This window comes from Neorhizobium sp. LMR1-1-1.1, assembly GCF_040675795.1.
In the GTDB taxonomy this organism is placed as follows: Bacteria; Pseudomonadota; Alphaproteobacteria; order Rhizobiales; family Rhizobiaceae; genus Neorhizobium; species Neorhizobium cellulosilyticum.
Genome location: NZ_JBEGHE010000001.1, coordinates 910007 through 935012, shown reverse-complemented (window position 1 = coordinate 935012; position 25006 = coordinate 910007). Strand labels below are relative to the sequence as shown.

The window sequence follows — 25006 nt, the reverse complement described above, 5'->3', positions numbered from 1 at the left end:
GCCCCTCACCCGATCCTGATCACGGTATCGCTTGCGAATGCGAATGTCGGAATTGCAAGGTTCTGCGGTGCAGGACCTTTTCGGATGCGGCCCGCAGTATCGTAATGCGAGCCATGGCAAGGACAGAACCATCCGTTGAAATCGCCGGACTGGCCGAGCGGAACACAACCGAGATGGGTGCAGGAGCCGATCATCACGATCCAGTTTTCCTTGCCTTCGCCGGCAGACCGGTCGAGGCCGGTCGCTTCCGCATCTGCCGCGATATTGGCGTTGCGGGCGACGGGATCCTTCAGATCGGACAATTGAACGGCATTGGCTTCTTCCAGTTCCTTGGGCGTGCGGTTGCGGATGAAAACAGGCTTACCGCGCCATTTGACGGTCAAGGACATGCCCGGCTGCAACGCTGCGACATTCACCTCGATCGAGGCGAGCGCCAGTGTCGACGCATCCGGGCGCATCTGGTCGATAAATGGCCATGCAACGGCCGCAGCACCCACAGCGCCGGCCATGCCGGTCGTCAGATAGAGGAAATCGCGGCGCGTGGGTTCGCTCACCGTTCCTTCACTTGGATTATGCTCACTCACGGTTCAACCATCCTCTCATGCAATGTCCCTGTCATCCGCATGCCTCCTCCTGGCTGTGGTCAACCTCCGTCACCATAGATCGAACACCGATTCCCCAGCAAGCTAGTGCGATCTTTGATTTGATCGCAGATAAACTTGCCGCTTGGCAAGGCCTACGACCGGATGAAGGAACACGATTTCTATTTTGGCATGTAATCGACAGGGCACTGCAACATTGTCTTGCGACACTATGCAGCGGCCATGATTTAACCTGCGATATCAATGAGGAACTTGATTTGGATCAAGCGCATTTCGCAGCCATGAGAAGCAAACATGTTGCGTTGCAAGAGACATTTGCGCGTGCTAATTCATCAATCAAGTGAAGCTTCGGACCCGATCATGACCTCAAGAAAGATCCTTTCCGTTGCAATCTGCGTCATCGTGTCGCTCGTAATGCTGGCAATCGGCACGCGATACCTGCATCCACACTGGATGTTCGCCACGCTTCACAGCCTCCAATTACACGCGGCCGTGGCATGCAGCCTGAGCATGCTTTTTGCGCTAGCTCTCCACCGCAACATCGTCTCCCTGCTTCTGCTCGCCGGATCGCTGGCCCTTGCCGGCCATGCCGTAATCATGGGGCGGGAATACACAGGAATGGCGATGGAAAACGACGCCAATGCCCCGAGCTTCAGACTGCTCTCCTTCAACATCCTCAAGGAAAATGAGGAAAACGGGGAAGCGATTGCGAGGATGATCGCCAATTCGGGCGCCGATGTCGTCAACATCATGGAAGCCGAACCACTTGAGGCGCACCTCTTCTTGCTTGGCTCAAGCTATCCCTACCATATTGGCTGCGGTGTTCTGACCGCCGGATGCGATCAGCTGATGTTGTCGAAAACACCGCTCGAGCGAGGAACGATCCGAAGCCTGAGCACACTCTTCAGCGACCGCTTCATTCTGGCCGAAACGGAAATCAGAGGACACAAGGTCAATATTGCCGGGATCCACACGACCAAACCCTATTTCGATGAATTCCAGACCGTAGAGCTGGTGCAAGCCACCCTCGCCATGGAAAAGATGCAAGGCCCGCTTGTCCTTTCGGGTGATTTCAACGCCTCTTCACTGGCTCCCAATATCCGCAGCTTCTTTACTTGGACGGGGCTTAGAACTGCATCATATGAACCACCGACATGGCCTGTCAGCCTCGGCAAGTTCGGACTGCCGATCGACCATGTCTATGTCCGGGCGCCGTTGAAGATCAGATCGATCTCCACTCTGCCAAGCGCTTATGGGTCAAATCATGCAGGACTGATGGCAGATCTCGTCATCAGCAACCAGTGAAGACCTATTGTGCGGCATCGGCGGCAAGAAAGCCGCCTGTCTGGCGTGACCAGAGTTCGGCATAAAGGCCGCCTGCGGAAACCAGTTCGCTATGCGTCCCCTCTTCCACGATCCGCCCCTTGTCCATCACGATCAAGCGGTCGAGCATGGCAATTGTTGATAGACGATGGGCAATGGCAAGCACTGTCTTGCCTTGCATGAGACCGTCGAGGCTCGCTTGGATTGCGGCCTCCACCTCTGAATCGAGCGCCGAGGTCGCCTCGTCGAGAATGAGGATCGGCGCATCCTTGAGCATGACGCGGGCAATCGCGATCCTTTGCCTCTGCCCGCCCGAAAGCTTCACGCCACGTTCGCCCACATGCGCATCGAAACCTCTGCGCCCGCGCTGGTCCACCAGATTGGCGATGAACTCGTCCGCCTGCGCCTTTTCGGACGCGCCAAGCAGTTGCGCATCGGATGCATCCGGGCGGCCGAAAAGAATGTTGTCGCGGATAGAGCGATGCAGCAGCGACGTGTCCTGAGTGACCATGCCTATCTGCGCTCTCAGCGTTTCCTGGCTGACCTTGGAAATATCCTGGCCATCGATCTCGATCCGGCCGCCTTCCAGGTCGTAGAACCGCAAGAGCAGATTGACGAGCGTCGACTTGCCCGCTCCCGACCGGCCGATAATGCCGACCTTTTCACCGGCACGAACGGTCAGGTTCAGATGATCGATGATGCCCTTGTCTTTTCCATAGTGGAAACTGACGTCATTGAACCGGATCTGCGGCCGCTCGACCTTGAGCGCCTGCGCGCTGGGCGCATCGGTCAACCCGATTGGCTGAGAAATCAGCTCGGCCGCGTTCTGTACCGTGCCGAAATTGCGCATGATCCCGTTGAACTGCGTCATCAGGCGACCAAGCAGGAAATTCAGCCGCAGCACCAGTGCCAGCGTGAAGGCGACCGCACCAGCGCTGATATTGCCCTGCAGCCAGAGATGGATGCAAAGCGCCGCCATCGACGTGATCATCACACCCGATAGCAGCGCCATAGATGCCCGAACGCCGGTGATGAACCGGGTAAACATCAGCGTCGTCGACTGAAACGTGTTGAAGCCCTCTCGCATGTAGCGGTCATTCGCCTCGTCGCGACCGAACAGGCGCAGCGTCTGGATATTGCTATAGGCGTCGACCATCCGGCCCGATAGCATCGAGGCAGCCTCCGCCGTCTCCTTCGAATGGTAGCGGATACGCGGCACGAAATAACGTGCGAGCGCGGCAAAGATCGCCACCCAGGCCAGCAGCAGCACCGCCAGCCGCCAATCGAGTCCGCCGACCAGCATCAGCATCGACGCCGAATAGATGCAGACGAACCAGACACTTTCCATCAGCGAGGTCACAAGGTCACCCGCCGCCTGCCCGCCGGACCAGACCTTTGTCACGATCCGTCCGGCAAAATCGTTCTGGAAGAAGGACAGGGATTGCCGCGCCACGTGCTGATAGGACTGCCAGCGAACCAGATTATAGAACCCCGGCGTGATGATCTGCTGATCGACAAGCGCGGTCGCCAACGTCACCAGGAAGCGTATGACGCCAATCAGCACCAGCATCCCGCCAAGTTCCCAGCCATGCGCGGCCAGAAGACCGTCCCATCCCTGCGCGCGATCGATGCTGGCCAGAATATCGACGAGACGGCCGACAAACCAGAACAGCGCCGCCTCGATAGCAGCCGTCAGCCCACCGAGAACCAGCATGGCGAGAAATGGCGTCTTGGCCTGCCGTACATAGAACCAGATGAAGGCAATCGTTCCTTCCGGCGGCCGCAGGTCTCCCTTTTCGGCAAAGGGGCGAATACGTGTCTCAAAAAAACGGAAGAATTGGGTAATGGCCATGGCAACGGATATATGCCGGTTCCGCAATGCGGCAAAGGGCACCGAGATTACATTTCGGCAAGGATATCCGGGAGCCGGACACGCAAACGGCGGCCGAAGCCGCCGTTTGTTCATATTTTGTCAGGCGAAACTTAGGCCACGGACTCATTAGCTGAAGCGATCCATATCCTCGTCGCGGCAAGCTTGAGGGCTGCCATGTAATTATCAGCGCGTCGGTCGTATCGCGTGGCGAGGCCGCGCATCTGCTTGATACGGTTGAAGAACCGTTCCACGAGATTGCGTTGACGGTAGACCCAGCGGCTGAAGCTGAATGTCTGCTTTCGATTGGCCTTTGCAGGGATATTTGCCCAGCATTTGCGTTGCTTGGCAAAGTTACGAATTGCGTCGGTATCGTATGCCTTGTCGGCGAGGATCGTCGCGCCGGGCTGCAGATCGCTCAACAGCTTTTCAGCCATCGGTGCATCGGCGGCTTGGCCGGCAGTGAGTTCCAGCCGAACCGGTCTGCCATCTGCATCGACCAGGGCATGGATTTTGGTTGTCAGGCCGCCGCGCGAACGTCCCATGCAAGGATCGGCAGATCCCCCTTTTTAGCGTTGGCACCATGCTGGTGAACGCGAACACAGGAACTATCGATCATCACGATGTCTCCATCGTAACGCTTTGAAACGGCGTCCAGAAGACGATCCCAGACGCCCGCCTTGCGCCAGCGGGAGAACCGATTGTAAAGCGTCGTGCGCGGGCCATAACGCTCCGGCACATCGCGCCAAGACGAACCAGTCCTGAAACGCCACAGGATGCCGTTGATCACACGGCGGTCATCGACACGTTCAATTCCACGGCTATTGTTCGGCAAAAGAGGTGCAATGATAGCCCATTCTTCGTCGCTCAATTCGTGACGGCGCATGGCAATCTCCTTTCAAGAAGATTGAATCACACACCGTCAATAAGATGAACCCCGTTTATAGGGACACTGCCTAGAATTCCGACCATTCCTGCTTCACAGCCGCAGCGGAGGAACCGCCACCGAACGCCGAAGCGATCCGGTTGCCAAGAGCACGAGCCGGTGAAACGGCCGGGCGCGATGCAGGCGTGGCTGCGCGCGGCGCAGTTCCGGCCGCCCTTGTGCCTTCACCGAGATTGAACTGGGCAAGCAATTCGGTCAGCGCCGCAGCCTGGGTTGCAAGGCTGTGGCTTGCCGCCGTCGTCTGCTCCACCATCGCTGCGTTCTGCTGCGTGCCCTGGTCCATGTGATGAACCGAAGTACTGATCTCGGAAAGACCGGTGGACTGCTCACGGGCGGAAACGACGATCGAGCCCACATTGGTGTTGATCCGCTGCACTTCGGAAACGATCGTCTCCAGCGCCTTGCCGGTCTCGCCCACCAGCGTCACGCCGTCCCGCACCTTTTCGCCGGACTTGGTGATGAGAGACTTGATCTCGCGGGCGGCATTGGCAGAACGCTGGGCAAGCTCGCGGACTTCCTGTGCCACGACAGCAAAGCCCTTGCCGGCTTCACCGGCACGTGCGGCCTCGACACCGGCGTTGAGAGCAAGCAGGTTCGTCTGGAAGGCGATGTCGTCGATGACGCCGATGATATTGCCTATCTCTGCAGAGGACTGCTCGATCGCTTCCATCGCGGCAACGGCCTGGCGAACGACCTCGCCGGAGCGCTCGGCGCCGACGCGCGTCTGATCGACCAGCTTGCCTGCTTCACCGGCACGCACAGCCGAATCCTTCACCGCCGTCGTCACCTCCTCCAGCGCCGCAGCGGTTTGCTCCACGGAAGCCGCCTGCTGTTCGGTGCGTTTGGAAAGATCGTCGGCCGCAGAACGGATTTCGTTCGCACCTGCATCGATCATTCGCGCATTGTCGCCGACCGAACGCAGTGCGGTCTGCAGCTTGCCGACCGATTCGTTGAAGTTGACACGCAACTGATCCAGCTGACCGGCGAACTGCTGATCGAGACGAACCGTCATGTTACCATCGGAAAGGTTCTTCAGACCGCCTGCCAGAGCCTCCACGGCAAACGACACTTCGGCCGCCTCACGCGCCTTTCGCTCTTCGTTGGCGATCCGCTCCCGCTCGCCCATCGAGCGGTTGGCTTCGGTCTGTTCCTCAAGACGAACCCGCTCCAGCGCATTGTCGCGGAAAACGGCAACAGCAGCTGCCATGTCGCCGATTTCATCCGCGCGACCGGCATAAGGAATGGTGATCTGATTGTTGCCCGCAGCCAGGGACTGCATGGAATCGGTGATTTCCGTAATCGGGCGCGTCACGCGGAAAAGGCTGAGCATGGCTGCGCCGATAGCGATCGCAACGGCAAAGAGAACGCCGATGATCGTCGAGACATAGACGAACTGCGCCATCTCCTTGGTGATCCGGCCGTCCTCGACGCTGCGAACCTTGTTGTCATCAATCAGGCCCTTGAGCACATCGCTAGCCTCGGCACCCTTCGGCACCATCTGGGCAATCATATCCCTGGCTTCGTAAACTCGCGACGAGCTGACCAGCTGGACGAACTGAGCGCCCATGGCGTCATAATCGGCAACGAGCTTCTGAAGGGCCGCGTATTTTTCCTTCGCAGCCGGGATAGTGATGCCCTGCTCGTAATTGTCGAAAGCTTCGGCACGCACTTTATTGGCCGCCTGAAGCCGCTCGATCATCTGCTTTTTCTCGGCGGCATTCGGCGCGGCAAGCGTCATCAGATAAAGCTGCCGGACATCGGACAATACACGGTCCATATTGGCGATCAGGAGAGCGCGCTCCATGCGCCGGCCGATCGTGTCCGCCTGCGTCTCGATCTGCGCGACCGATCGCATGCCCAATGCGCCCTGAACAATAAGGATGAGAACGGTGATACCGAAAAGGGCGGGTAGAAGAAATTTGATTTTTATCGTGTTCATCATCTCAAACCATCAACAATACGCAATGGTGCCATGCACCATACGCATCCCTGACAGTTACAGATAAACAAAGGCTTACCAGCCGATGCTAATTGATAGCATCGAAAAAAGTGCGACAACGAATACCCCTAAAAAGAACTGGGCGTGTATTTGTCCTTACGCATTATGTCGCAGCGGCTTCGCCCGCGAGCCCCATAAAAAGGAAACGGCGGATTACTCCGCCGCCTCTTCTTCCGTCGATTGGTCGCCCAGGAAACCGCCGGACTGACGGTGCCAGAGATCGGCATAGATACCGCCGCCGGACGCCAGTTGTTCATGGGTTCCGGTCTCCACGATGCGACCCTTGTCGAGCACGATCAGGCGGTCCATTTCGGTCAGCGTCGACAGCCGATGCGCGATCGCGATCACCGTTTTGCCTTCCATCAACGCAAACAGGTTCTCCTGGATCGCAGCCTCCACTTCTGAATCGAGCGCCGATGTCGCCTCGTCGAGCACCAGGATCGGCGCATCCTTGAGGAACACGCGGGCAATTGCGATACGCTGGCGCTGGCCGCCAGAAAGCTTCACGCCCCGCTCACCCACATGCGCATCGAGACCGGTACGCCCCTGCAGGTCGGACAGCCCCTCGATGAACTCGAAAGCGTTTGCCCGCTTTGCAGCCTGGATGATCTCGGCATCGGTCGCATCCGGACGGCCATAGGCGATGTTGTCGCGGATGGAACGATGCAGCAGCGATGTGTCCTGCGTCACCACGCCGATCATGCCGCGCAAACTGTCCTGCGTCACCGACGAAATGTTCTGACCATCGATGGTGATCTTGCCGCCCTCCAGATCGTAGAAGCGCAGAAGCAGATTCATCAGCGTCGTCTTGCCGGCGCCTGAACGCCCAACCAGGCCGACCTTCTGGCCGGCAGCAATGTCGAGCGTCAGTCCATCGATCACGCCCTTGCTCTTCCCATAATGGAAGCGGACGTTTTCATAGAGGATGTGACCCTTCTTGGTCGCAAGCGGGCGAGCGCCATTGGCGTCCGTCACATCATGCGGCTTGGTCATCATGTTCATGCCGTCATAGACCGTGCCGATAGCCTCGAACAGCGCGGTTACTTCCCACATGATCCATTGCGACATGCCGTTGATGCGCATTGCAAGGCCGATGGCAACCGCGATCGAACCGACGCTGACGCCGCCCCCCATCCACAGCCAGATCCCGAGACCGGCAACGGCAAACACGGTGAGCGCATTGTTGAGATCGACGAAGATGTTCAAGAGGCTGATCTGGCGCATCTGCCTATGAACCGTACCAAGGAACTCGTTCATTCCTTCCTTGGCATAGCTCTCCTCGCGGCCGGCATGGGAAAACAGCTTTACCGTGCCGATATTCGTATAGCTGTCGACAATCCGCCCGGTCATCATTGAGCGCGCATCGGCCTGCTCGCTCGAAAGCTTGCGCAGCCTGGGAATAAAGTAGCGCAGGATAAGCACATAGAACACGAACCACAGGATCAGCGGCAGCACCAGCCGCCACTCGACGGCAACGACAAGCGCCAGCATCGAGACGAAAAAGCCGATCGCGTAAACGAAGACGTCGATGATCTTCATCGTCGCTTCGCGCACGGCAAGCGAGGTCTGCATCACCTTGGTCGATACGCGGCCGGCAAATTCGTTGGCAAAGAAGGCCATGGAATGCCGCAGCAGGAAGCGGTGCATCTGCCAGCGCGCGATCATCGGATAATTGCCAGCAAGCACCTGGTGCATGGTCACCGTGTGGACGGCCCCGGCAAGCGGCAGGCCGACAAGCACCAGCACGGCCATCCAGATCAGCTTGCCGCCCTCATCGCTCAGGAAGGTCTGGCGATCGGCTGAGGCCAGCCAGTCGACGATATTGCCGAGGAATTGATAAAGCAGCACTTCCGCCACGGCAATGATCAGTGAGCAGCTGCCAAGCAAAAGCAGCCACGGCCAAGCTGGCTTGGTATAATGCCAGCAGAATGCCAAAAGCCCCTTGGGCGGCAATGTCGGTTGGTCGTCAGGATAAGGATTGAGACGGCGTTCAAACCACGAAAACATCAATAAGCTCCGGCAGACGGACGTCTCTCAGGCGATCCGGCGGCGAAAAGCTGCCCGGCTGCGACACTGAGAGAAAAATCAGGCATGGCCTCGAACGGCCACGAACGGATCAGAAAAAGCGGATCAGTGAAGAAGAGACTTTGCGTGAACCGCGAAACGCCTCAGGCCAGACGAGTATCCGACTGACGGAGGCGCGAGAGCACGGTCATATCCATGTAGGCCTCCGTAATGGGCGTTAAACAGGCCGCCCTTCTACACGCTCGCGGCAAAATTGAAAAGACCCAATCAGCCACATCCCCGCATCCGAACGGCTGAAAGGACTTGAGCGGCAAGCATGATCTCCGCTAATCAAAGGGCATGACCGACCTGCGCATCGCCCTTTACCAGCCTGACATTCCCGGTAATACCGGCACGATCCTGCGCCTTGCCGCCTGCCTTGGCCTCGGCGTCGACATCATCGAGCCCGCAGGGTTCGATATTTCCGATCGCAACCTGAAACGCGCCGGGATGGATTATCTGTCGGCGGTCTCACTCACGCGCCACGTCAACTGGGCTCAGTTCGATGAATGGCGCAGGTCGAGCGGACGCAGGCTTGTGCTTGCAACGACGAAATCGCCCGAGCCCTATACACAATTTGCCTATCGCCCGAACGACATCCTGCTTTTCGGCCGGGAAAGCGCCGGTGTGCCGGAAAACGTTCACGATGCGGTAGAAGGCCGTATCCTGATCCCGATGGTGGAAGGGCAACGCTCCATCAATGTGGCGATGTCCGCTGCGATGATTGCCGGGGAAGCCATGCGCCAGACATCCTGGCAACCATAGGCGCTTCGCGAAAACCCAAAAATCTGTCGCGCGCGGTGGCTTGATCACGTGCGGAAAAGGTCTATCATTCATTAGCCGGCAACGGAATCGCCCTCTGTTTTCCATGATCATTTCGGGGAGTTTGGAGTGCAATCGACGCTCGTCGTCATCAATATCCTGGGTGCAGTCGCACTGCTTCTTTTCGGCCTCGCACAGGTAAAGGAAGGTGTGACCCGCGCCTTTGGCGCGAGGCTTAGAACTGGGCTCGCCAACAGCACGAAAAGCGGTCTCCGCTCCCTCCTGTCCGGCCTCGTTGCAACGATCGCCCTGCAAAGCTCCACCGCCACCGCGCTGATGACAGCTTCTTTTGCCGAACGCGGTCTGGTCAATCCGCGCATGGCGCAGATCGTACTGCTCGGCGCCAATATCGGCACGGCCGTCACCGCCTGGCTGGTCGCGGCAGGAACCGAGGTCTTTGCGCCTCTGCTGCTGCTCGTCGGTGTGATTTTGTTGCGCAACGGCTCCGCCGCTCGAAAAGGCTTCGGTACGGCGCTGATCGGTATCGGCCTGATGCTTCTGTCGCTCCAGGTTCTTGGGCTGGCGACTGAACCGATGCGGCAATCGCCAGCACTTGCCGCATTTCTGAACCTGCTCGATTCCAGCTGGCTGGTTGCACTCCTCTTCTCCGCCGCTCTCGCCTTCGTCTCCTCATCAAGCCTCGCGATCGTCATTCTGGTCCTGTCGCTGGCATCGAGCGGCATCGCCTCGCCGGGACTGGTCGTCGTCCTCATTCTCGGGGCCAATCTCGGCGGCGCGATCCCTCCCGTTGTCGCTACGCTGACCAGCCCGCCCGAAGCACGCCGCATCACGCGCGGTAACCTGCTTGTCCGCGCCATCGGCTGCGCTCTTGCTCTCCCGCTTGCCGGCATAGCCGCTGATCTTCTGCAGACATTGCCGATCTCGCCCGAAAAACTCCCGGTCGACGCGCATCTCGCCTTCAACCTTCTTCTGGCAATCATCGCCTGGCCCTTCGGCGGCCTGATCTCGGATCTCATGACCCGCCTGATCCCTGACGAGCCGGAGAAGGAAACAGGCCCGCAATTCCTCGATCCGGACGAACTGGATGATCCCATCCGCGCACTCGCCAATGCGACGCGTGAAGTTCTGGGTGTCGGCGATCAGATCGAACGCATGCTGATCCGCACCGAAAATGCCTTCAAGCACAACGATCTTGTGCCCTTGAAGGAGATCGCCCTCCTCGAAGGCCGTGTCGACAGGCTGCAGCAGGACGTGAAACTCTATCTGTCGAAACTGGGACAAAAGGGACTGGGCGATGACAATGCCCGACGTTCGATCGCGATCATCGACTACGCCATCAACCTCGAACATATGGGCGATATCATCGAAAAGGGTCTCTGCGACCAACTGGCCAAGAAGATCGAGAAGGGCCTTAAATTCTCCGATGACGGCTATAAGGAACTGGCCGATCTCTTCGACCTGACGATCGACAATCTGCGCACCGCCCAGACGGTCTTCGTCACCGGTGACGTCAACCTTGCAAGGCGACTGATGGAGATAAAGGTCGATGTCCGGCGGCTGGAAAAACGCTCAGCGGAAAGCCATCTCGAACGTCTGAGATCAGGCATGCTTGAAAGCCTGCAGACGAGCTCGATACATCTCGACATGCTGCGCGATCTCAAACGCATCAACGCCCACATCGTCTCGGTTGCTCATCCCATTCTGGATGAAAGCGGCTCGCTCATCGAAAGCAGACTGAGGCAGGCGGAAAAACGATCCTGAGATCAAGATTAGCACCGTATGTGGTTAGTCCGCGCTCGGCAGGCGCCGCATGGTGAACTCGATCTGGTCACCCTCCAGCTGCCGCCAGCTTTCCACCTCGGTCCAGTAGGCAGCCTTGGGAAATTCCTCAAACCATTCCCGCGCCTTTTCGCGCGCGTCGACCCGCGACATCTGGTAGGTTTCGCGCACGAACATGCCGGAGCGCTGGCCGGCCATATGCTGCCGGTGGCGGTCGATACGCCGCTTCAAGCCGTCGAGCGGCGGTGGTGTGAATTTCGCCATGAAAGCCTCTCCGCACCTTGCTAATAAACGAAGATAAGCGTGGTTCGCACGTTTTGCGAGTCCGATTTTCAATGGATGGGAAGCCGTGAAATGGCTGGTAGAATAGCCCATTAAAGCCATTGCTGGTATGGCGGGGAAAGAGGAGCCGAATCGACCGCAAAATGACGAGAGGACGCATGATGGAACGACCGAACCTGCCGAAAGGCCTGCCAGAGGATATCGAAGATAAGAAGCAGGCAGCCCGTGCGTGGTTCGAAAACCTGCGCGATACGATTTGCGCCTCGTTCGAAGCGCTTGAGCACGAATTGACAGGCTCTCTTTCTGACCAGCCCCCCGGAGCATTCGTCGGCAAGGATTGGCTGCGCCATGAAGGCGAAGGCGGCGGCGGCCGCATGTCGATGATGGAAGGCCGCGTCTTCGAAAAAGTCGGCGTCCATACCTCCACCGTCCATGGCGAATTTTCACCGGACTTCCGCAACCAGATCCCCGGCGCGGAGGAAGACCCGCGTTTTTGGGCGTCCGGCATTTCGCTGATTGCCCATCCGGTCAACCCCAATGTCCCGACCGTTCACATGAACACTCGTATGGTCGTGACCTCCAGCAACTGGTTCGGTGGCGGCGCCGATCTCACCCCGATGTTGAACGACCGCCGCACGCAGGAAGACCCGGATACCCAGCTCTTCCACCGCGCCATGGAGATCACCTGCAGACGCCATGAGGCCGTCGCTGAATACCCGCGCTACAAGGCATGGTGCGACGAGTATTTCTTCCTGAAACACCGCAACGAACCACGTGGCATCGGCGGCATCTTTTTCGACTGGCTGCAGTCCTCGGAAGACAAGGGCGGCTGGAACGCCGATTTCGCCTTTGTTCAGGATGTCGGACGCGCCTTCAACCTCGTTTATCCGCGCATCGTGCGAGCCAATTTCAACAACCCCTGGACGGAAGAACAGCGTGACGAACAGCTGGTACGCCGGGGCCGTTATGTGGAATTCAACCTGCTTTACGACCGCGGCACGATCTTCGGATTGAAGACGGGCGGGAATGTGGAATCGATCCTCTCTTCCCTACCCCCGGCGGTACGCTGGCCGTAACCACAGCCAGCGTGATCACGATCGCTCACGAACTTTTTTTCGTACGGCATCGTACATTTGATAAATGTCATACACGAATCGTCTCTCCCGGTGTTAGTTTGTGAAAATACACTGGGAGGAGTATCCGATGACTACATCGAATAGCATGCCTCGATCCGTCGCCCCCGTTGAAGGCGACGCAAACTCCAAAACACCAAGCAAGTCCGAACTCATTGACCGTCTTGCAACGGAGATGCGGGTAAAAAGCGGGGGTGAACTCCCTCTTTCCTTCTGCATTGCGCAGGTGAAGCGCCAGTTGGCCGGCTTCAAGCCGGATGCATCGGCAACCGATGAGAACCCGTCGATGCCCGTCAACCCGCCAGCGGGTTCGGTTTTCCAGTCCTGGGCCATCCGGGATTAGCTCTGGTCCTTGACCAGAGACCTTGCTTCGGAACCTCAACGCATTCTGACGGTTTATTCTCGGTCGCCCGATGCGGGGCGGCCGACATCAACCATAGGGAGGTAAAGGCCATGCGGCTTTTTGAATGCGGTACGCTTGTGCCCGGCTGCCAATGGCACACGCGCGCGGAAGAAGACGCGGAGATCGTGCGCCGCGCCGTCGCGCATATGCGAAGCGATCACGGTGAACAGATAATCCGCGAAAACATGGTGGAAAACATCAAGGCACGTATCCGCAACGAGGAGATCGCGCCAGCCTGAAACAGGCCGCGCAAGATGGTGCAGCGATTTGGCGACGGCGACTTGCTTGAAGGCTTAGCGGTTAGCTTTGGCCGCTGGCCATATTCGCCAACCGGGCGGCCAGTTCGGGCCGCTCGGGCAAAAAGTTGCGGCTGATCCAGAACTCCTCAAGCTCTTTGAGTATCTCGCCAACCCGTTTTCCAGCCGGAACGCCCGCAGCGATTACATCGCCCCCCGAAAGCGGAAAGACCGGTTTCTGGTATTTTTCTGCCTTGGACAGAAGCTGAGAAAGCCTCGCGCTCTTGCGCATAGCCACCGGATCGCCCTCGGCGACCGCCCTGGTCGAAGCAAGCGCCAGTTTCAATCGGAATATCATGCCAAGCCGGTCATGCCGGTAGAGAAGCCGTGCGAAACCGACATCCGTTACCTCATCCGGTGGCATGGGCGTTGCCGCCCATTGTTGCAGCTTCAACGCGTCGGCATTCGACAATCTCAGCCGCTTTGCAAGCGCTTCGAGCCGCTCGACATCCGGCGGCACGATCGCCGACAGCCGCAACAGCGGCTCTGGCTTCCAGCCGATCGCACGTTCACCAGCAACGAGAGCGTGAATGCCGTCAATGCCCCATTTCTCCGTCTCCGGCAGGATTGCCGTCAAAACGCCGGACTGTCGCATCCAGAGCATGGCCCGTGACGGATCGGGTGCCCCGAGCAGCTTCTTCGTTTCGGTCCAGACGCGCTCGGCCGAAAGGCTCGAAAGCATGTCCTTGGCGCGCGCGCAGGCACGCAAGCCATCCGCATCCGGCCGACCCGAACCGTAATAGGCAAAGAACCGGAAGAACCGCAGGATACGCAGATGATCCTCCGCGATCCGCTGGCTGGCGTCACCGATAAAACGCACCGTGCGCGTCTCTATATCCTTCAGCCCCTCGACGAGATCGATCACCTCGCCCTTGGCATCCGCATAAAGCGCATTGATCGTCAGGTCGCGCCGTTCGGCATCCGCCGTCCAGTCGGTGCCGAACTCGACCACGGCATGGCGTCCGTTGGTCTCGACATCCCGTCTCAGCGTCGTCACCTCAAAACCGCGACCGTCAAGAACCAGGGTCACCGTGCCATGCTCGATGCCCGTCGGCACGGCCTTGATACCGGCAGCCTTCGCCCGCTCGACCACCACTTCTGGCCTAAGCGTCGTCGCGATATCGACATCGGCGACAGCAAGCCCCATCAGCGCATTGCGCACGGCGCCGCCTGCGACCCGCGCCTCGCCACCATCGGAATTCAGCAGCGCCATCACACGTTGCAGGGCCGTGTCCTGAAACCAGGTCTCGCCAGCCACAGAAGTCATGCATAAAGCCTTTCATAAAGCGTGCGGAGGATACCGGCGGTAATCCCCCAAATATTCCGGTCCTCATAGGGCATCAGGTAAAAATGCCGCTCCGTACCATTGAACTGGCGGCTGCCCTGCTGATGGTTGGCCGCGTTCATCAGAAACGACAGCGGCACCTCGAATACATCGTCCACCTCGGTCGGGTTGAGCGTCAGCTCGAAACCGCGCCTGACCACGGAAAGCACCGGCGTGATGCGAAAACCCGATGGCGCATAATAGTTCGGCAGCCGCGCCAATGGCTCGACAAAACGGGGATCAAGCCCGATCTCCTCGCGCGCCTCGCGCAGCGCTGCCTGTTCTGGCGAAGCATCCTCGGGATCGATGGCACCGCCCGGAAAGGCGATCTGGCCAGAATGTTTGCGCAGACTTGCCGTCCGCTGCGTCAGGATGATCTTCGCCTCGTTTCCATCATCGACGACCGGTACAAGCACCGCCGCATCGCGCAGCTTGAGATCGCGCGCCGACTGAACGAACTGCGGATTGAGCCGATGATCGCCGTGATCCCCCCAGGCCGCATCGAGCGGCCTGCCGCTTTGATGCAGCGCCCGGCGACGGAATTCTCCGGCTGAAAACGGTGCTGTCTCATCGATGGTCAGGTCACTCATGATGCCAGCCGCTCCAGTTCATCCGCACGCATGATCGGAAAGACTTTGCCCGCTGAACGAACGGCAAACATCTCTATCCCATCGATCGTGACCGTCTCACCGAGCGCGACCAGCTCATACATCATCGCTCTCGAGACCAGCGCGTCCAGCCGCCCACGAACGAGCACATAGGGCTTCAACTGCCGCTCTTCACCAACAATCTCGAACCGCAGGGGATGGACAGCATCGACTTCGACGACATCCCCGACATTGGTGCGAAATGTGATCAGCGGGGCGCCATCTCGCTCTCCCGCCTGCATCTCGACCGCCACGAACGGTGCATCGGCGACGCGGATTCCGACCTTTTCCACAGGCGTGACGAGATAGGTTCTGCCGTCGTCATCCTTGCGCAAGACGGTCGAAAACAGCCGCACAAGCGGCGCCCGACCAATCGGCGTTCCCATATAGAACCATGTGCCGTCAGTCCGGATTTCCATGTCTAGATCACCGCAAAAGGGCGGATTCCACTTCTCCACCGGCGGCAATCCGCGACTTTTGCCTCCCGATTGCTCGGCAGCGCGCGAAATCAGGGCCGCAAGGCCGGCGGCGTCGGGCGCCGAATTTATCGTCTCTGCTGCCATCATTCAGTCCCGGTTCGAAATTAATCGTTGACCGTCGCGATCATTCCTCACGAGATAGTCATTCGGAACGAGCTTGTCAGCCTTATTTCGGGTAATAGTTTCTGAGGCTAATGTACTTGCTGCGGTGCAACGACTCGTGCTGTGGGCAGACACCCGACCGGCAGATGAATATCGACCTTGATTATGGAGAACGACATGGGCGTGATGAATCCAACCGAGGCCGTTCTTGACGAGAAGGCAATCGTCGCTGCCGCCGAAAAGGCGCTGTCCGATATCGCCGCCGTCCGCGAGGAAATCGCCAAGGTCATTTTCGGCCAGGAACGGGTGGTGGAAAACACGCTTCTCGCCGTCCTGTCCGGCGGCCACGCCCTGCTCGTCGGCGTTCCGGGCCTTGCCAAGACAAAGCTCGTCACCACGCTCGGCACGGTTCTCGGCCTTGATTCCAACCGCATCCAGTTCACGCCCGACCTGATGCCGTCCGATATTCTCGGCTCGGAAGTCATGGATACGGACGAAACCGGTCGCCGCTCCTTCCGCTTCATCAAAGGCCCGATCTTCGCTCAGCTGCTGATGGCCGACGAAATCAACCGCGCCTCGCCGCGCACCCAGTCGGCACTGCTGCAGTCCATGCAGGAATATCACATCACGGTCGCCGGCCAGCGTTTCGATCTCCCCGCCCCGTTCCATGTTCTGGCAACTCAGAACCCGCTGGAACAGGAAGGCACCTATCCGCTGCCGGAAGCCCAGCTCGACCGCTTCCTGCTGCAGGTCGATGTCCTCTATCCTGACCTTGATGCAGAACGGCAAATCCTGCTCGGCACCACCGGTCTTGCCGAAGCCAAGCCGCGCGGCGTCATCGACAGCGCCCGCCTGCAGGAAATCCAGATGCTGATCCGCCAGATGCCGGTCTCGGACAAGGTGGTCGACGCGATCCTGTCGCTTGTCCGCTCCGCCCGCCCCGGCCACGGCAATGCCGATACCGACCGGCATGTCGCATGGGGTCCTGGCCCACGCGCCGGCCAGTCGTTGATGCTGACCGCTCGCGCCCGCGCACTCTATCAGGGTCGCCTCGCTCCCTCGCTCGACGATATCTACGCGCTGGCCGAGCCGGTGCTGGAACACCGCATGGCCTTGAATTTCGCCGCCCGTGCTGAAGGCATGTCGGTACGCGACGTGATCGCCGGACTTGTGAAGCAGGCCCGCGGATAAGATCCCGGCCTTTCGAAAGGACAATGCGTGGCATCAATCGGCCAGATCGTCGAGCAGACACCCAGCAGTGAAGTCCTCTCCCGCGCCCAGGCGCGTGCGGCACTCGTGCCCGACTGCATGGTGGAAGCAAAGCGCATCGCCAACACCGTGATTGCCGGCTGGCATGGCCGGCGCAAGCGCGGCATGGGCGAGAACTTCTGGCAATTCCGCCCCTATGCCGAAGGCGAGAGCCTGTCGCGCATCGACTGGCGCCGCTCGGCCCGCGACGACCATACCTATGTCCGCGACCGTGAATGGGAAGCTGCCCACACGATCTGGCTCTGGGCCGACATGTCGCCGTCGATGATGTACAAGTCCACCTTCGCCATGGTCTCGAAGGAAAGCCGCGCGCTGGTGCTGATGCTGGCGCTGGCCGAAATCCTTGCCCGCTCCGGTGAGCGCATCGGGTGTCCCGGCATCATGGAGCCGGTCTCTGCCCGCAACGCTGCGGAGCGGCTGGCGACCTCGATCATGCATGCGCCGCTCACCACCGGCCTGCCGGAAACCTCGATGATAAGAGGCCAGAGCGATATCGTCCTGATCGGCGATTTTCTCGATGATGCCGACAGCGTCATGTCACGCATCTCGCCGCTTGGAAAACGCGGCCTGCGCGGCCATGTCATCGAAGTCGCCGACCCCGCCGAAGAAACCTTTCCCTATACCGGCCGCACCGAATTTACCGATCCTGAGACCGGCGAAAAGCTCACCTCCGGCCGCGCCGAAATGATCCGCGACGATTATCAGCGCGCCTATCTCGCCCGCCGTGAAGCGCTGGGCGAAGGTCTGCGCCGTCTCGGCTGGAGTTTTACCTTCCACCGCACCGATCATCTCGCCTCAGAAGCGCTGGTCGCGGTCCACGGCCAGCTGTCCGGCATGCCCGCGACATTCCCGGGAGGCCGCACATGAACGCGCTTGCCTTCGCCAATCCGCTCATCCTCTTCGGCCTGCTGTCGCTGCCGGTCATCTGGTGGCTGCTCAGGCTCACGCCGCCGCGCCCGAAAGCGGAGGTCTTTCCACCGCTTCGCATCCTCGCAACAGTCCTGAAGCGCGAGGAAACCCCGGCCCAGAGCCCTTGGTGGCTAACGCTTCTGCGCATGCTGCTTGCCGCCGCGGTCATTTTTGCGATTGCCGATCCGGTCATGAACCCGCGCGCCAGTTCGCTCAATGCCAATGGCCCGCTGGCGCTCGTCATCGACAATGGCTGGTCGAGCTCGGTCGACTGGGAACGCCGCGTCGAAACCGCCACCATGCTGATCGACGAGGCTGAAAGCGCCGACGTTCCGGTCTCGCTGACCTTCACCGCCGACACGAATAACGAGCCCACTGCCGGCACTGCGTCTGCCGCCCGCGACAAGCTTGCCGCTGCCGAGCCGAAACCGCTCGTTCCCGATCGCCTGCGCGCCATCCGCACCCTGCAGGAAGCGCTCGACGGAAACCCGCTCGGCACGGTGGCGCTGATTTCCGACAGCATCGCTGCACCCGGAGACAATGACGCGATGACGGCCCTTGCCGCCTTCGCGCCCAATGACGTCCGTCTCTATCAGGGTGACGGTCGCGGCGCTGTCGCACTCACCGGCGCCATCAACAATTCCGAGACGATGGCCGTCACCGCCACCCGCCTAGATACCACCGCTCCGCAACAGCTGACGGTCAATGCACTCGACCAGCAAGGCCGCTCGCTCGCCTCCGGCACAGTCGATTTCGCAGCCGGTTCCGGCACCGCGACGGCTGAAATCTCTGCACCTTTTGAACTGCGCAACGATTTCGCCCGGCTGAGCGTCGAGGGTCTCGCCACTGCCGGCGCTACCCATCTGCTCGACGACGGCTTCAAGCGCCGCCGTATCGCGCTGATTTCCGGGGAAAGCGGCAGTGATTTCCAGCCGCTTCTGCAGCCGCTCTATTATATCAATCGGGCGCTTTCGCCCTATGCCGATATCATCCAGACGAATACGGCGGACCTTGCGGTCGCGATCCCGCAGATCCTGGAAAACAACCCGTCTGCCATCATCATGGCCGATGTCGGCCGCCTTCCGGCCGAAACCTATGAGCCTCTGGAGCGCTGGATCGCCCGCGGCGGCACGCTGATCCGGTTTGCGGGTCCACGTCTTGCAGCCGCCCCTGCCGATGATCCGCTTGTGCCGGTGAGGCTGCGTCAGGGCGAACGTGCACTCGGTGGCGCGATGTCCTGGTCGGAGCCACAGTCGCTGGCGGACTTCCCGACCTTCGGCCCCTTCGCCGGCATGCCGCGCGCAACCGATATCACCGTCACCCGCCAGGTTCTTGCCGAACCGACGCCGGATCTTGCCGAGCGCACCTGGGCAAGCCTTGCCGATGGCACGCCGCTTGTGACCACCCGTGATGTCGATGCCGGTCGCCTCGTTCTCTTCCACACCAGCGCCGAAGCCACATGGTCGAACCTGCCGCTCTCTGGCAATTTCGTTGAAATGCTGCGCCGTGTCGTCCAGATAGCCCGCGCTGGCGGTGCGACCACCGCATCCGCAGGTTCCGAAAACGCAGCAGCAACGCTCCCCGCCTATCGCCTGCTGACTGCCGACGGCCTGCTCTCGACCGAGACCAGCGGTGTCCGCCCGATCATGATCCGCGCCGGCGAAACGCCGTCTGCCACCTTCGACCATCCTCCGGGTCTTTACGGCACCGAAGACGGTTTTTCCGCAGTCAACCTGTTGCCGCCCGGCGCAGAACTTTCAGCCTTCGATCCCGCCCCGATCGGCCGCGCCGTCACGCGTGAAGGTCTCGCTGGTGGTGAAGCGGTCTCCTTGCGCCCTGCATTGTTCGTGGCCGCCTTCGCCATGCTCATTCTCGACAGCCTGATCGTGCTCTTCATCAACGGCGCCTTCTCGCGCCTGCCAAAGGGATCACGCCGCAGCTCTGGTGCCGCAGCAGCCGCAGTTGCCGCCATCGCCTTTGGCCTGCTCGCATTCCAGCCTCACCCGGTTTCCGCACAGGAAATGCCGGAAGGCAGCGGTGCGAAAGCCGGCGACGAACAGATCCTCGAACATCTCGATACGACCCATCTCGCCTATGTCACGACCGGCGAGGCCGATGTCGATCGCATTTCCGAACAGGGACTTGCGGGCCTGACCGAATTCCTCACCTACCGCACGACACTGGAGCCCGGCGCGCCTGTCGGCCTCGATATCACCAGGGATGAACTCTCTTTCTACCCGATCATCTACTGGCCGATTTCCGCCAATGCGCCGATGCCCTCGCAGGCCGCGATCTCGCGCATCGACGCCTATATGCGCAACGGCGGCACCGTGCTCTTCGATACCCGCGACCAGTATTCCTCGCTCGGCGGTGGCGGCAGCACGCCCAATGGCGAACGACTGCAGCAGATCCTTGCCAATATCGACATTCCGCCATTGGAACCCGTGCCGGAAAACCACGTCCTCGCGCGGTCATTCTACCTGCTGACCAACTTTCCCGGCCGCTACAATGGCAGCGCCCTTTGGGTCGAGGCGCGTCAGGATGCACGCAACAGCGCCAACCAGGTCTCCTCCGGCGGCGACGGAGTCTCGCCGATCATGATCACCGGCAACGATCTCGCCGGCGCATGGGCCGTAGACCAGCAGGGCGCACCGGTCCTGCCGACCGTCCCCCCGGACGACATGCAGCGCGAATACGCCTACCGCGCCGGTGTCAACATCATGATGTACATGCTGACCGGCAACTACAAGGCCGACCAGGTGCACGTCCCTGCCCTTCTCGAACGGCTTGGCCAGTAGGAAAGAGCATCGATGACCCTTGAGTTTTCGCCATTCTTCCCGTGGCCTGTCCTGATCGGACTTGGTGTCCTTGCACTCGCCCTCTGCGCGCTTGCCTTCTGGCGCCGCGTCCGTGGTGCAAGCCTGCGCACGCTGGCGCTCGCCTTCCTGCTTCTCGCCCTTGCCAACCCGACGCTGCTGCAGGAAGACCGTGAACAGCTCTCGACCATCGTGCCGATCGTCGTCGACCGCTCCCAGAGCCAGCAGACGGATGAGCGCAAGCGCCAGACCGACGAGGCGCTGGCCGAACTTCGCGACCGCTTTGCCCGCTATCCGAATATCGAGACCCGCATCGTCGAAGTGGCCGACGACCCGGATAGCGATACGCCCTCGACCCGCCTCTACACCGCTCTTCGCTCCGCCGTCTCCGACGTGCCCCCGGCCCGCCTCGGTGCCGCCGTCTTTGTCACCGACGGCCAGATCCACGACCTTCCCGGTACCAATCAGGAACTGGGATTCAACGCCCCCGTCCACGGTCTGATCACCGGACAACCGGACGAATTCGACCGCCGCGTCGAAGTCGTCCGCGCCCCGCGCTTCGGCATCGTCAACGAGGAGCAGGAACTGACCCTGCGCGTCGTCGATGACGGCCGCGCCACCAACACGCCGGCCCAGGTGACCGTGCGCATGAACGGCGACCAGATCGCTACGTTCCGCGCCTCGCCGGGCGTCAACACGCCCTTCCCCTTCACCGTTCCGCGCGCCGGCAACAATGTCATGGAATTTTCCGTCGACGAGCTTCCCGGCGAAGTGACGACCGCCAACAATCGCGCCGTCCATGTCATCGACGGCATTCGCCAGAACCTGCGCGTCCTGCTCGTCTCCGGCGAACCGCATGCCGGCGAGCGCGCATGGCGCAATCTGTTGAAATCCGACGCTTCAGTCGATCTCGTCCACTTCACCATTCTGCGCCCGCCGGAAAAGCAGGATGGCACGCCGATCAACGAACTGTCGCTGATCGCCTTCCCGACCCGCGAACTGTTTGTCGAAAAGATCAAGGATTTCGATCTGATCATCTTCGACCGCTACAAGCATCGCGGCGTGCTGCCGATCCTCTATTACGATTACATCTCGCAATATGTGCAGAATGGCGGCGCGCTGCTGATCGCAGCAGGTCCGGAACATGCAAGCGAGGATTCGATCGCACTCACCCCGCTCGAACAGGTGCTTCCCGCTTCGCCGACCGGCGAGATCCATAGCGCAGGTTTCTACCCGCATCTCTCCGAAATCGGCCAAAAACACCCCGTCACACGCGGTCTTGATGGCTCCGGCCAGACACCGCCCGCCTGGGGCCGCTGGTTCCGCACCATCGATGTCGACCAGCCGCGCGGCCAGACGGTGATGGAAGGCGACGGCAAGCGTCCGCTTCTCGTTCTGAACCGCCAGGGCCAAGGCCGCGTCGCCATGCTCTTGTCCGATCAGGGCTGGCTCTGGGCGCGTGGTTTCGAAGGCGGCGGCCCGCATGTGGCGCTCTATCGCCGCATCGCCCACTGGCTGATGAAGGAGCCGGAACTCGAGGAAGAGGCGCTCACCGGCCGCTCCTCCGGCCGCACGCTTGAGGCAACCCGCCAGACGATCGGCGACGATCCCGGCCCGGCAACAGTCCGCTTCCCTTCCGGCCGCACCGAAACCATCGCCATGGCGCAAGCCGAACCGGGGCAATACCGCTTCGAGCGCCGCATGGACGAGGTCGGCCTCTTCCAGGTGTCGAACGGCGAGTTCTCGACGCTCGTCCATGTCGGCGCAGTCGATGCGCCTGAATTCAAGGCGATGATCTCGACCGAAGAGACGCTGAAACCCTATGCGGAAAAGACCCACGGCCTCGTTACCCGCGTCGCCTCCGGCGAAAACATCACCCTGCCGGACATCCTGCCAGTCCGTGGCGAGATCCGCGTCAGCAATCCCAACCGCATGTCGATCCGCATGACCGACGAGAGCGTGTTGCGCGGCGTCAACAGCCTGCCGCTGTTTGCCGGTTTCGCAGGCCTCTCGGCGCTCCTCTTTGCGGTCGCTGCCATGTGGTGGCGCGAGGGACGGTGATTGTGGCCCGTATCGACGTCACGGCCTCGCCTTCCGGCGAAGATCTCGATGCCATCCTGAAAAGCCTGACATCCTATAACGAACAGGATGTCGGCCCGGCCGATCGTATCCCGCTTGCCGTTCTCATCCGCGATGAAGAGGGAAAGACCATCGGCGGCCTTTCGGGCTACACATCCTGGGGCTGGCTGTTCACCCAGTTGCTGTTCATTCCCGAACAGCTGCGCGGCCAGGGCATGGCCGCAACACTTCTCCAGCAGGCGGAAACCGAAGCTCGTCGTCGCGGGTGCCGGGGTGCCTGGATCGACACGTTCAACCCGAAGGCGCTCAAAGCCTATCAGCGCCAGGGTTACGAGATATTCGGAGAGCTGCCGGCCTTTGTCGGCGAGCGCACCCGCACCTTCCTTAAAAAGACGCTTTAGTTTATCGATGCGCTCCTCTTTGGGAGGAGTGCATCCGAATGGAACTGAAAGTGACCGAAGGCATCGCGCCACTGGAGGAAGACGCAATCCTGCAGAAACTGCGCGCCTTCAACATCACCACCTTCGGCGAAAGTAACCGTCGCGAACTGACAATCCCGCTTTACGATGACGGTGGCGAAATCAGCGGCGGCCTCGTCGGCTATACCGGCCGCGGCTGGCTTTACGTCTCGATGCTCTACATCCCGGAAAACCTGCGCGGTCAGGGCCTTGCCACCCGCATGCTGGCCATGTCCGAGGACGAGGCCCGCAAGCGTGGCTGTATCGGCGGTTATATCGACACGATGAACCCGGCAGCACTCGGCCTCTATCGGAAGCTCGGTTACACAGAGATCGGCAAACTCGACGCTCTCTCCGGCGGGCATGTGGTGACATGGCTCGCCAAAATGTTCTGAAATTTAGGCGGTCTCCAGCTCCGGTTCCGCTATTCGCGAGGCACGTTTTCTGTCGTCGTCAAGAACACCGGAGGAGGCAAAGACATCCCGTGTCTGCTGCCGCAGCCATGCATTGGCAGGATCTCCATCCGCATGGTTTGCCCAGACCATGTTGACCGGCGGAAAACTCAGAGATACCGGCAGCGGACTGACATCCAGACCGAGCAGCGGCGCGTAACGCTCGGCAATCCGGCTGGGCACGGTCGCAATCAGCGGACTGCTCTGCGCCGCGGAAAGAACCGACATATAGCCGGGTGCCGCGGTAACGACATTGAGTTCGACGCCGGCAATCTCAAGCGCATCCTTGATGCAGCCCTGCAGCGTCTCGTTCTGGGAAATCGTTGCATGTTCTGCCGCAAGATAGGCCTCCAGGCCGACAGTCTTGGACAGCGTCAGCAGATCGGGATTGTGGCAGCAGGCAAATTCGGTCTTGTAAAGCGTCTCGAAAGACCGTCGGCTTGTTTGCGTATAGGTACAGCCGACCGCAAGATCGATGCTGCCATCCTCGAATGACGGATCCATCGCCTCATACGGAAACACCCGCGCCAAAACCCGGATGCCCGGTGCAAGCCGCCGCAGACGGGCCGTAAGGTCGGGTATCAGCAGCAGCTCCACCTCGGGCGACATGGCGATACGAAATGTCCGCTCTTCGGTTGCAGGATCGAACGCATCCCCGCCGCTCAGCGCCAGCTGTGCCTGTTTCAACGCCTGACGCACCGGCACCGCAAGGCTTCGCGCGCGTGATGTCGGCTGCATCACCTGACCGACGCGAATGAACAACTCGTCCTGAAGCAGAACACGCAAGGTCGAAAGCGAATGGCTCATCGCCGGCTGCTGGATCTTCAACCGCTTCGCTGCCTTGGTAACGCTACCCTCGGATATCAAAGCGTCAAAGGCGACGAGCAGGTTGAGGTCGAAAGAGCGCAGATTGAAATGATCGATAGTAGTCATGAGCCGCATCGATTTGTTTGCTGATACAATGATACATACGTGCTCTCCAGGTCAGTTC

General features: G+C 60.3%; 22 protein-coding genes. 12 read left to right on the top strand and 10 right to left on the bottom strand.

The features are described from left to right. Window positions 1-5: 5 nt before the first annotated feature. Complete coding sequence (gene petA, locus MRBLMR1_RS04390; RefSeq protein ID WP_148147486.1) at window positions 6-584, bottom strand: ubiquinol-cytochrome c reductase iron-sulfur subunit; 579 nt, start codon at window positions 582-584, stop codon at window positions 6-8. A 378-nt stretch (window positions 585-962) separates the two neighbouring features. Here petA and MRBLMR1_RS04385 point away from each other — a divergent pair, with 378 nt between their 5' ends. Then, window positions 963-1907 carry an endonuclease/exonuclease/phosphatase family protein gene (locus tag MRBLMR1_RS04385; RefSeq protein WP_148147485.1) on the top strand — a complete coding sequence of 315 codons (945 nt, stop codon included), beginning with the start codon at window positions 963-965 and terminating at the stop codon, window positions 1905-1907. A 4-nt stretch (window positions 1908-1911) separates the two neighbouring features. Here the strand turns inward: MRBLMR1_RS04385 and MRBLMR1_RS04380 are convergent, their stop codons facing one another. From MRBLMR1_RS04380 to MRBLMR1_RS04365, 4 genes are all read right to left on the bottom strand, one after another. Continuing rightward, window positions 1912-3777, bottom strand: a complete 1866-nt coding sequence (locus MRBLMR1_RS04380) for an ABC transporter ATP-binding protein (RefSeq protein WP_500063731.1) — start codon at window positions 3775-3777, stop codon at window positions 1912-1914. A gap of 131 nt (window positions 3778-3908) precedes the next feature. Continuing rightward, window positions 3909-4687 (bottom strand): IS5 family transposase gene (locus MRBLMR1_RS04375; RefSeq protein ID WP_500064035.1). Its coding sequence is split into 2 segments (ribosomal slippage): window positions 3909-4352 and window positions 4355-4687, totalling 777 coding nucleotides; the frame shifts between segments, so codons are not numbered across the junction. Between the two features lie 64 nt (window positions 4688-4751). Beyond that, window positions 4752-6683: a methyl-accepting chemotaxis protein gene (locus tag MRBLMR1_RS04370; protein WP_500063729.1), complete on the bottom strand. Its 1932-nt coding sequence runs from the start codon at window positions 6681-6683 to the stop codon at window positions 4752-4754. 210 nt (window positions 6684-6893) lie between these two features. Continuing rightward, on the bottom strand, window positions 6894-8747 hold the full coding sequence (locus tag MRBLMR1_RS04365) for an ABC transporter ATP-binding protein (RefSeq protein ID WP_183685205.1): 1854 nt from the start codon (window positions 8745-8747) through the stop codon (window positions 6894-6896). 357 nt (window positions 8748-9104) lie between these two features. Here MRBLMR1_RS04365 and MRBLMR1_RS04360 point away from each other — a divergent pair, with 357 nt between their 5' ends. Then, a complete protein-coding gene (locus MRBLMR1_RS04360; protein ID WP_148145598.1) occupies window positions 9105-9569 on the top strand; it encodes a tRNA (cytidine(34)-2'-O)-methyltransferase in 465 nt (154 codons plus the stop codon). 126 nt (window positions 9570-9695) lie between these two features. Further along, entirely contained in the window at window positions 9696-11348 is a 1653-nt protein-coding gene (locus tag MRBLMR1_RS04355) for a Na/Pi cotransporter family protein (protein ID WP_148145599.1), read from the top strand. Window positions 11349-11372: 24 nt separating this feature from the next. Here the strand turns inward: MRBLMR1_RS04355 and MRBLMR1_RS04350 are convergent, their stop codons facing one another. Next, window positions 11373-11630 (bottom strand): hypothetical protein, encoded by a 258-nt coding sequence (locus tag MRBLMR1_RS04350; protein WP_148145600.1) that lies wholly within the window; start codon window positions 11628-11630, stop codon window positions 11373-11375. Between the two features lie 179 nt (window positions 11631-11809). Between MRBLMR1_RS04350 and hemF the strand changes: the two genes are divergently transcribed. From hemF to MRBLMR1_RS04335, 3 genes are all read left to right on the top strand, one after another. Then, window positions 11810-12724: an oxygen-dependent coproporphyrinogen oxidase gene (gene hemF, locus MRBLMR1_RS04345; RefSeq protein ID WP_148145925.1), complete on the top strand. Its 915-nt coding sequence runs from the start codon at window positions 11810-11812 to the stop codon at window positions 12722-12724. A gap of 127 nt (window positions 12725-12851) precedes the next feature. Beyond that, window positions 12852-13124 (top strand): hypothetical protein, encoded by a 273-nt coding sequence (locus MRBLMR1_RS04340; protein ID WP_148145601.1) that lies wholly within the window; start codon window positions 12852-12854, stop codon window positions 13122-13124. 110 nt (window positions 13125-13234) lie between these two features. Continuing rightward, window positions 13235-13423: a DUF1059 domain-containing protein gene (locus MRBLMR1_RS04335; RefSeq protein ID WP_148145602.1), complete on the top strand. Its 189-nt coding sequence runs from the start codon at window positions 13235-13237 to the stop codon at window positions 13421-13423. Between the two features lie 61 nt (window positions 13424-13484). On the opposite strand, the gene MRBLMR1_RS04330 is transcribed toward MRBLMR1_RS04335, so the two are convergent. From MRBLMR1_RS04330 to MRBLMR1_RS04320, 3 genes are read right to left on the bottom strand one after another with little or no spacing between them, the layout of a single operon-like run. Further along, window positions 13485-14747, bottom strand: coding sequence for a CCA tRNA nucleotidyltransferase (locus MRBLMR1_RS04330; protein WP_148145603.1), 1263 nt, complete (start codon window positions 14745-14747; stop codon window positions 13485-13487). Then, window positions 14744-15394, bottom strand: a complete 651-nt coding sequence (locus tag MRBLMR1_RS04325) for a CoA pyrophosphatase (protein ID WP_148145604.1) — start codon at window positions 15392-15394, stop codon at window positions 14744-14746. The genes MRBLMR1_RS04330 and MRBLMR1_RS04325 overlap by 4 nt, the downstream gene beginning before the upstream one ends. Next, on the bottom strand, window positions 15391-16014 hold the full coding sequence (locus tag MRBLMR1_RS04320) for a DUF1285 domain-containing protein (protein WP_148145605.1): 624 nt from the start codon (window positions 16012-16014) through the stop codon (window positions 15391-15393). The genes MRBLMR1_RS04325 and MRBLMR1_RS04320 overlap by 4 nt, the downstream gene beginning before the upstream one ends. A gap of 195 nt (window positions 16015-16209) precedes the next feature. Between MRBLMR1_RS04320 and MRBLMR1_RS04315 the strand changes: the two genes are divergently transcribed. The 6 genes from MRBLMR1_RS04315 to MRBLMR1_RS04290 are packed head-to-tail and all read left to right on the top strand — an operon-like array spanning window position 16210 to window position 23958. Continuing rightward, on the top strand, window positions 16210-17223 hold the full coding sequence (locus MRBLMR1_RS04315; protein ID WP_148145606.1) for an AAA family ATPase: 1014 nt from the start codon (window positions 16210-16212) through the stop codon (window positions 17221-17223). Window positions 17224-17250: 27 nt separating this feature from the next. Next, the gene (locus tag MRBLMR1_RS04310; protein ID WP_148145607.1) at window positions 17251-18168 is read left to right on the top strand and encodes a DUF58 domain-containing protein; all 918 of its coding nucleotides are present in this window, start codon (window positions 17251-17253) and stop codon (window positions 18166-18168) included. Further along, the gene (locus tag MRBLMR1_RS04305; RefSeq protein WP_500063724.1) at window positions 18165-21008 is read left to right on the top strand and encodes a DUF4159 domain-containing protein; all 2844 of its coding nucleotides are present in this window, start codon (window positions 18165-18167) and stop codon (window positions 21006-21008) included. The genes MRBLMR1_RS04310 and MRBLMR1_RS04305 overlap by 4 nt, the downstream gene beginning before the upstream one ends. A 12-nt stretch (window positions 21009-21020) precedes the next feature. Continuing rightward, a complete protein-coding gene (locus MRBLMR1_RS04300) occupies window positions 21021-23087 on the top strand; it encodes a hypothetical protein (RefSeq protein WP_148145609.1) in 2067 nt (688 codons plus the stop codon). Window positions 23088-23089: 2 nt separating this feature from the next. Further along, the gene (locus tag MRBLMR1_RS04295; protein ID WP_148145610.1) at window positions 23090-23506 is read left to right on the top strand and encodes a GNAT family N-acetyltransferase; all 417 of its coding nucleotides are present in this window, start codon (window positions 23090-23092) and stop codon (window positions 23504-23506) included. A 38-nt stretch (window positions 23507-23544) separates the two neighbouring features. After that, a complete protein-coding gene (locus MRBLMR1_RS04290; RefSeq protein WP_148145611.1) occupies window positions 23545-23958 on the top strand; it encodes a GNAT family N-acetyltransferase in 414 nt (137 codons plus the stop codon). 3 nt (window positions 23959-23961) lie between these two features. On the opposite strand, the gene MRBLMR1_RS04285 is transcribed toward MRBLMR1_RS04290, so the two are convergent. Then, window positions 23962-24948, bottom strand: a complete 987-nt coding sequence (locus MRBLMR1_RS04285; protein ID WP_148145612.1) for a LysR substrate-binding domain-containing protein — start codon at window positions 24946-24948, stop codon at window positions 23962-23964. Window positions 24949-25006: the final 58 nt, after the last annotated feature.

Bases quoted from the DNA above. Each gene is read 5' to 3' on its own strand.
- MRBLMR1_RS04285 (WP_148145612.1), bottom strand. From the start codon at position 24,948: ATGACTACTATCGATCATTTCAATCTGCGCTCTTTCGACCTCAACCTG.
- MRBLMR1_RS04365 (WP_183685205.1), bottom strand. From the start codon at position 8,747: ATGTTTTCGTGGTTTGAACGCCGTCTCAATCCTTATCCTGACGACCAA.
- MRBLMR1_RS04325 (WP_148145604.1), bottom strand. From the start codon at position 15,394: ATGAGTGACCTGACCATCGATGAGACAGCACCGTTTTCAGCCGGAGAA.
- MRBLMR1_RS04340 (WP_148145601.1), top strand. From the start codon at position 12,852: ATGACTACATCGAATAGCATGCCTCGATCCGTCGCCCCCGTTGAAGGC.
- MRBLMR1_RS04360 (WP_148145598.1), top strand. From the start codon at position 9,105: ATGACCGACCTGCGCATCGCCCTTTACCAGCCTGACATTCCCGGTAAT.
- MRBLMR1_RS04305 (WP_500063724.1), top strand. From the start codon at position 18,165: ATGAACGCGCTTGCCTTCGCCAATCCGCTCATCCTCTTCGGCCTGCTG.
- MRBLMR1_RS04380 (WP_500063731.1), bottom strand. From the start codon at position 3,777: ATGGCCATTACCCAATTCTTCCGTTTTTTTGAGACACGTATTCGCCCC.
- MRBLMR1_RS04350 (WP_148145600.1), bottom strand. From the start codon at position 11,630: ATGGCGAAATTCACACCACCGCCGCTCGACGGCTTGAAGCGGCGTATC.
- MRBLMR1_RS04370 (WP_500063729.1), bottom strand. From the start codon at position 6,683: ATGATGAACACGATAAAAATCAAATTTCTTCTACCCGCCCTTTTCGGT.
- hemF (WP_148145925.1), top strand. From the start codon at position 11,810: ATGGAACGACCGAACCTGCCGAAAGGCCTGCCAGAGGATATCGAAGAT.
- MRBLMR1_RS04290 (WP_148145611.1), top strand. From the start codon at position 23,545: ATGGAACTGAAAGTGACCGAAGGCATCGCGCCACTGGAGGAAGACGCA.
- MRBLMR1_RS04335 (WP_148145602.1), top strand. From the start codon at position 13,235: ATGCGGCTTTTTGAATGCGGTACGCTTGTGCCCGGCTGCCAATGGCAC.
- MRBLMR1_RS04320 (WP_148145605.1), bottom strand. From the start codon at position 16,014: ATGGCAGCAGAGACGATAAATTCGGCGCCCGACGCCGCCGGCCTTGCG.
- MRBLMR1_RS04330 (WP_148145603.1), bottom strand. From the start codon at position 14,747: ATGACTTCTGTGGCTGGCGAGACCTGGTTTCAGGACACGGCCCTGCAA.
- MRBLMR1_RS04385 (WP_148147485.1), top strand. From the start codon at position 963: ATGACCTCAAGAAAGATCCTTTCCGTTGCAATCTGCGTCATCGTGTCG.
- MRBLMR1_RS04315 (WP_148145606.1), top strand. From the start codon at position 16,210: ATGGGCGTGATGAATCCAACCGAGGCCGTTCTTGACGAGAAGGCAATC.
- MRBLMR1_RS04300 (WP_148145609.1), top strand. From the start codon at position 21,021: ATGACCCTTGAGTTTTCGCCATTCTTCCCGTGGCCTGTCCTGATCGGA.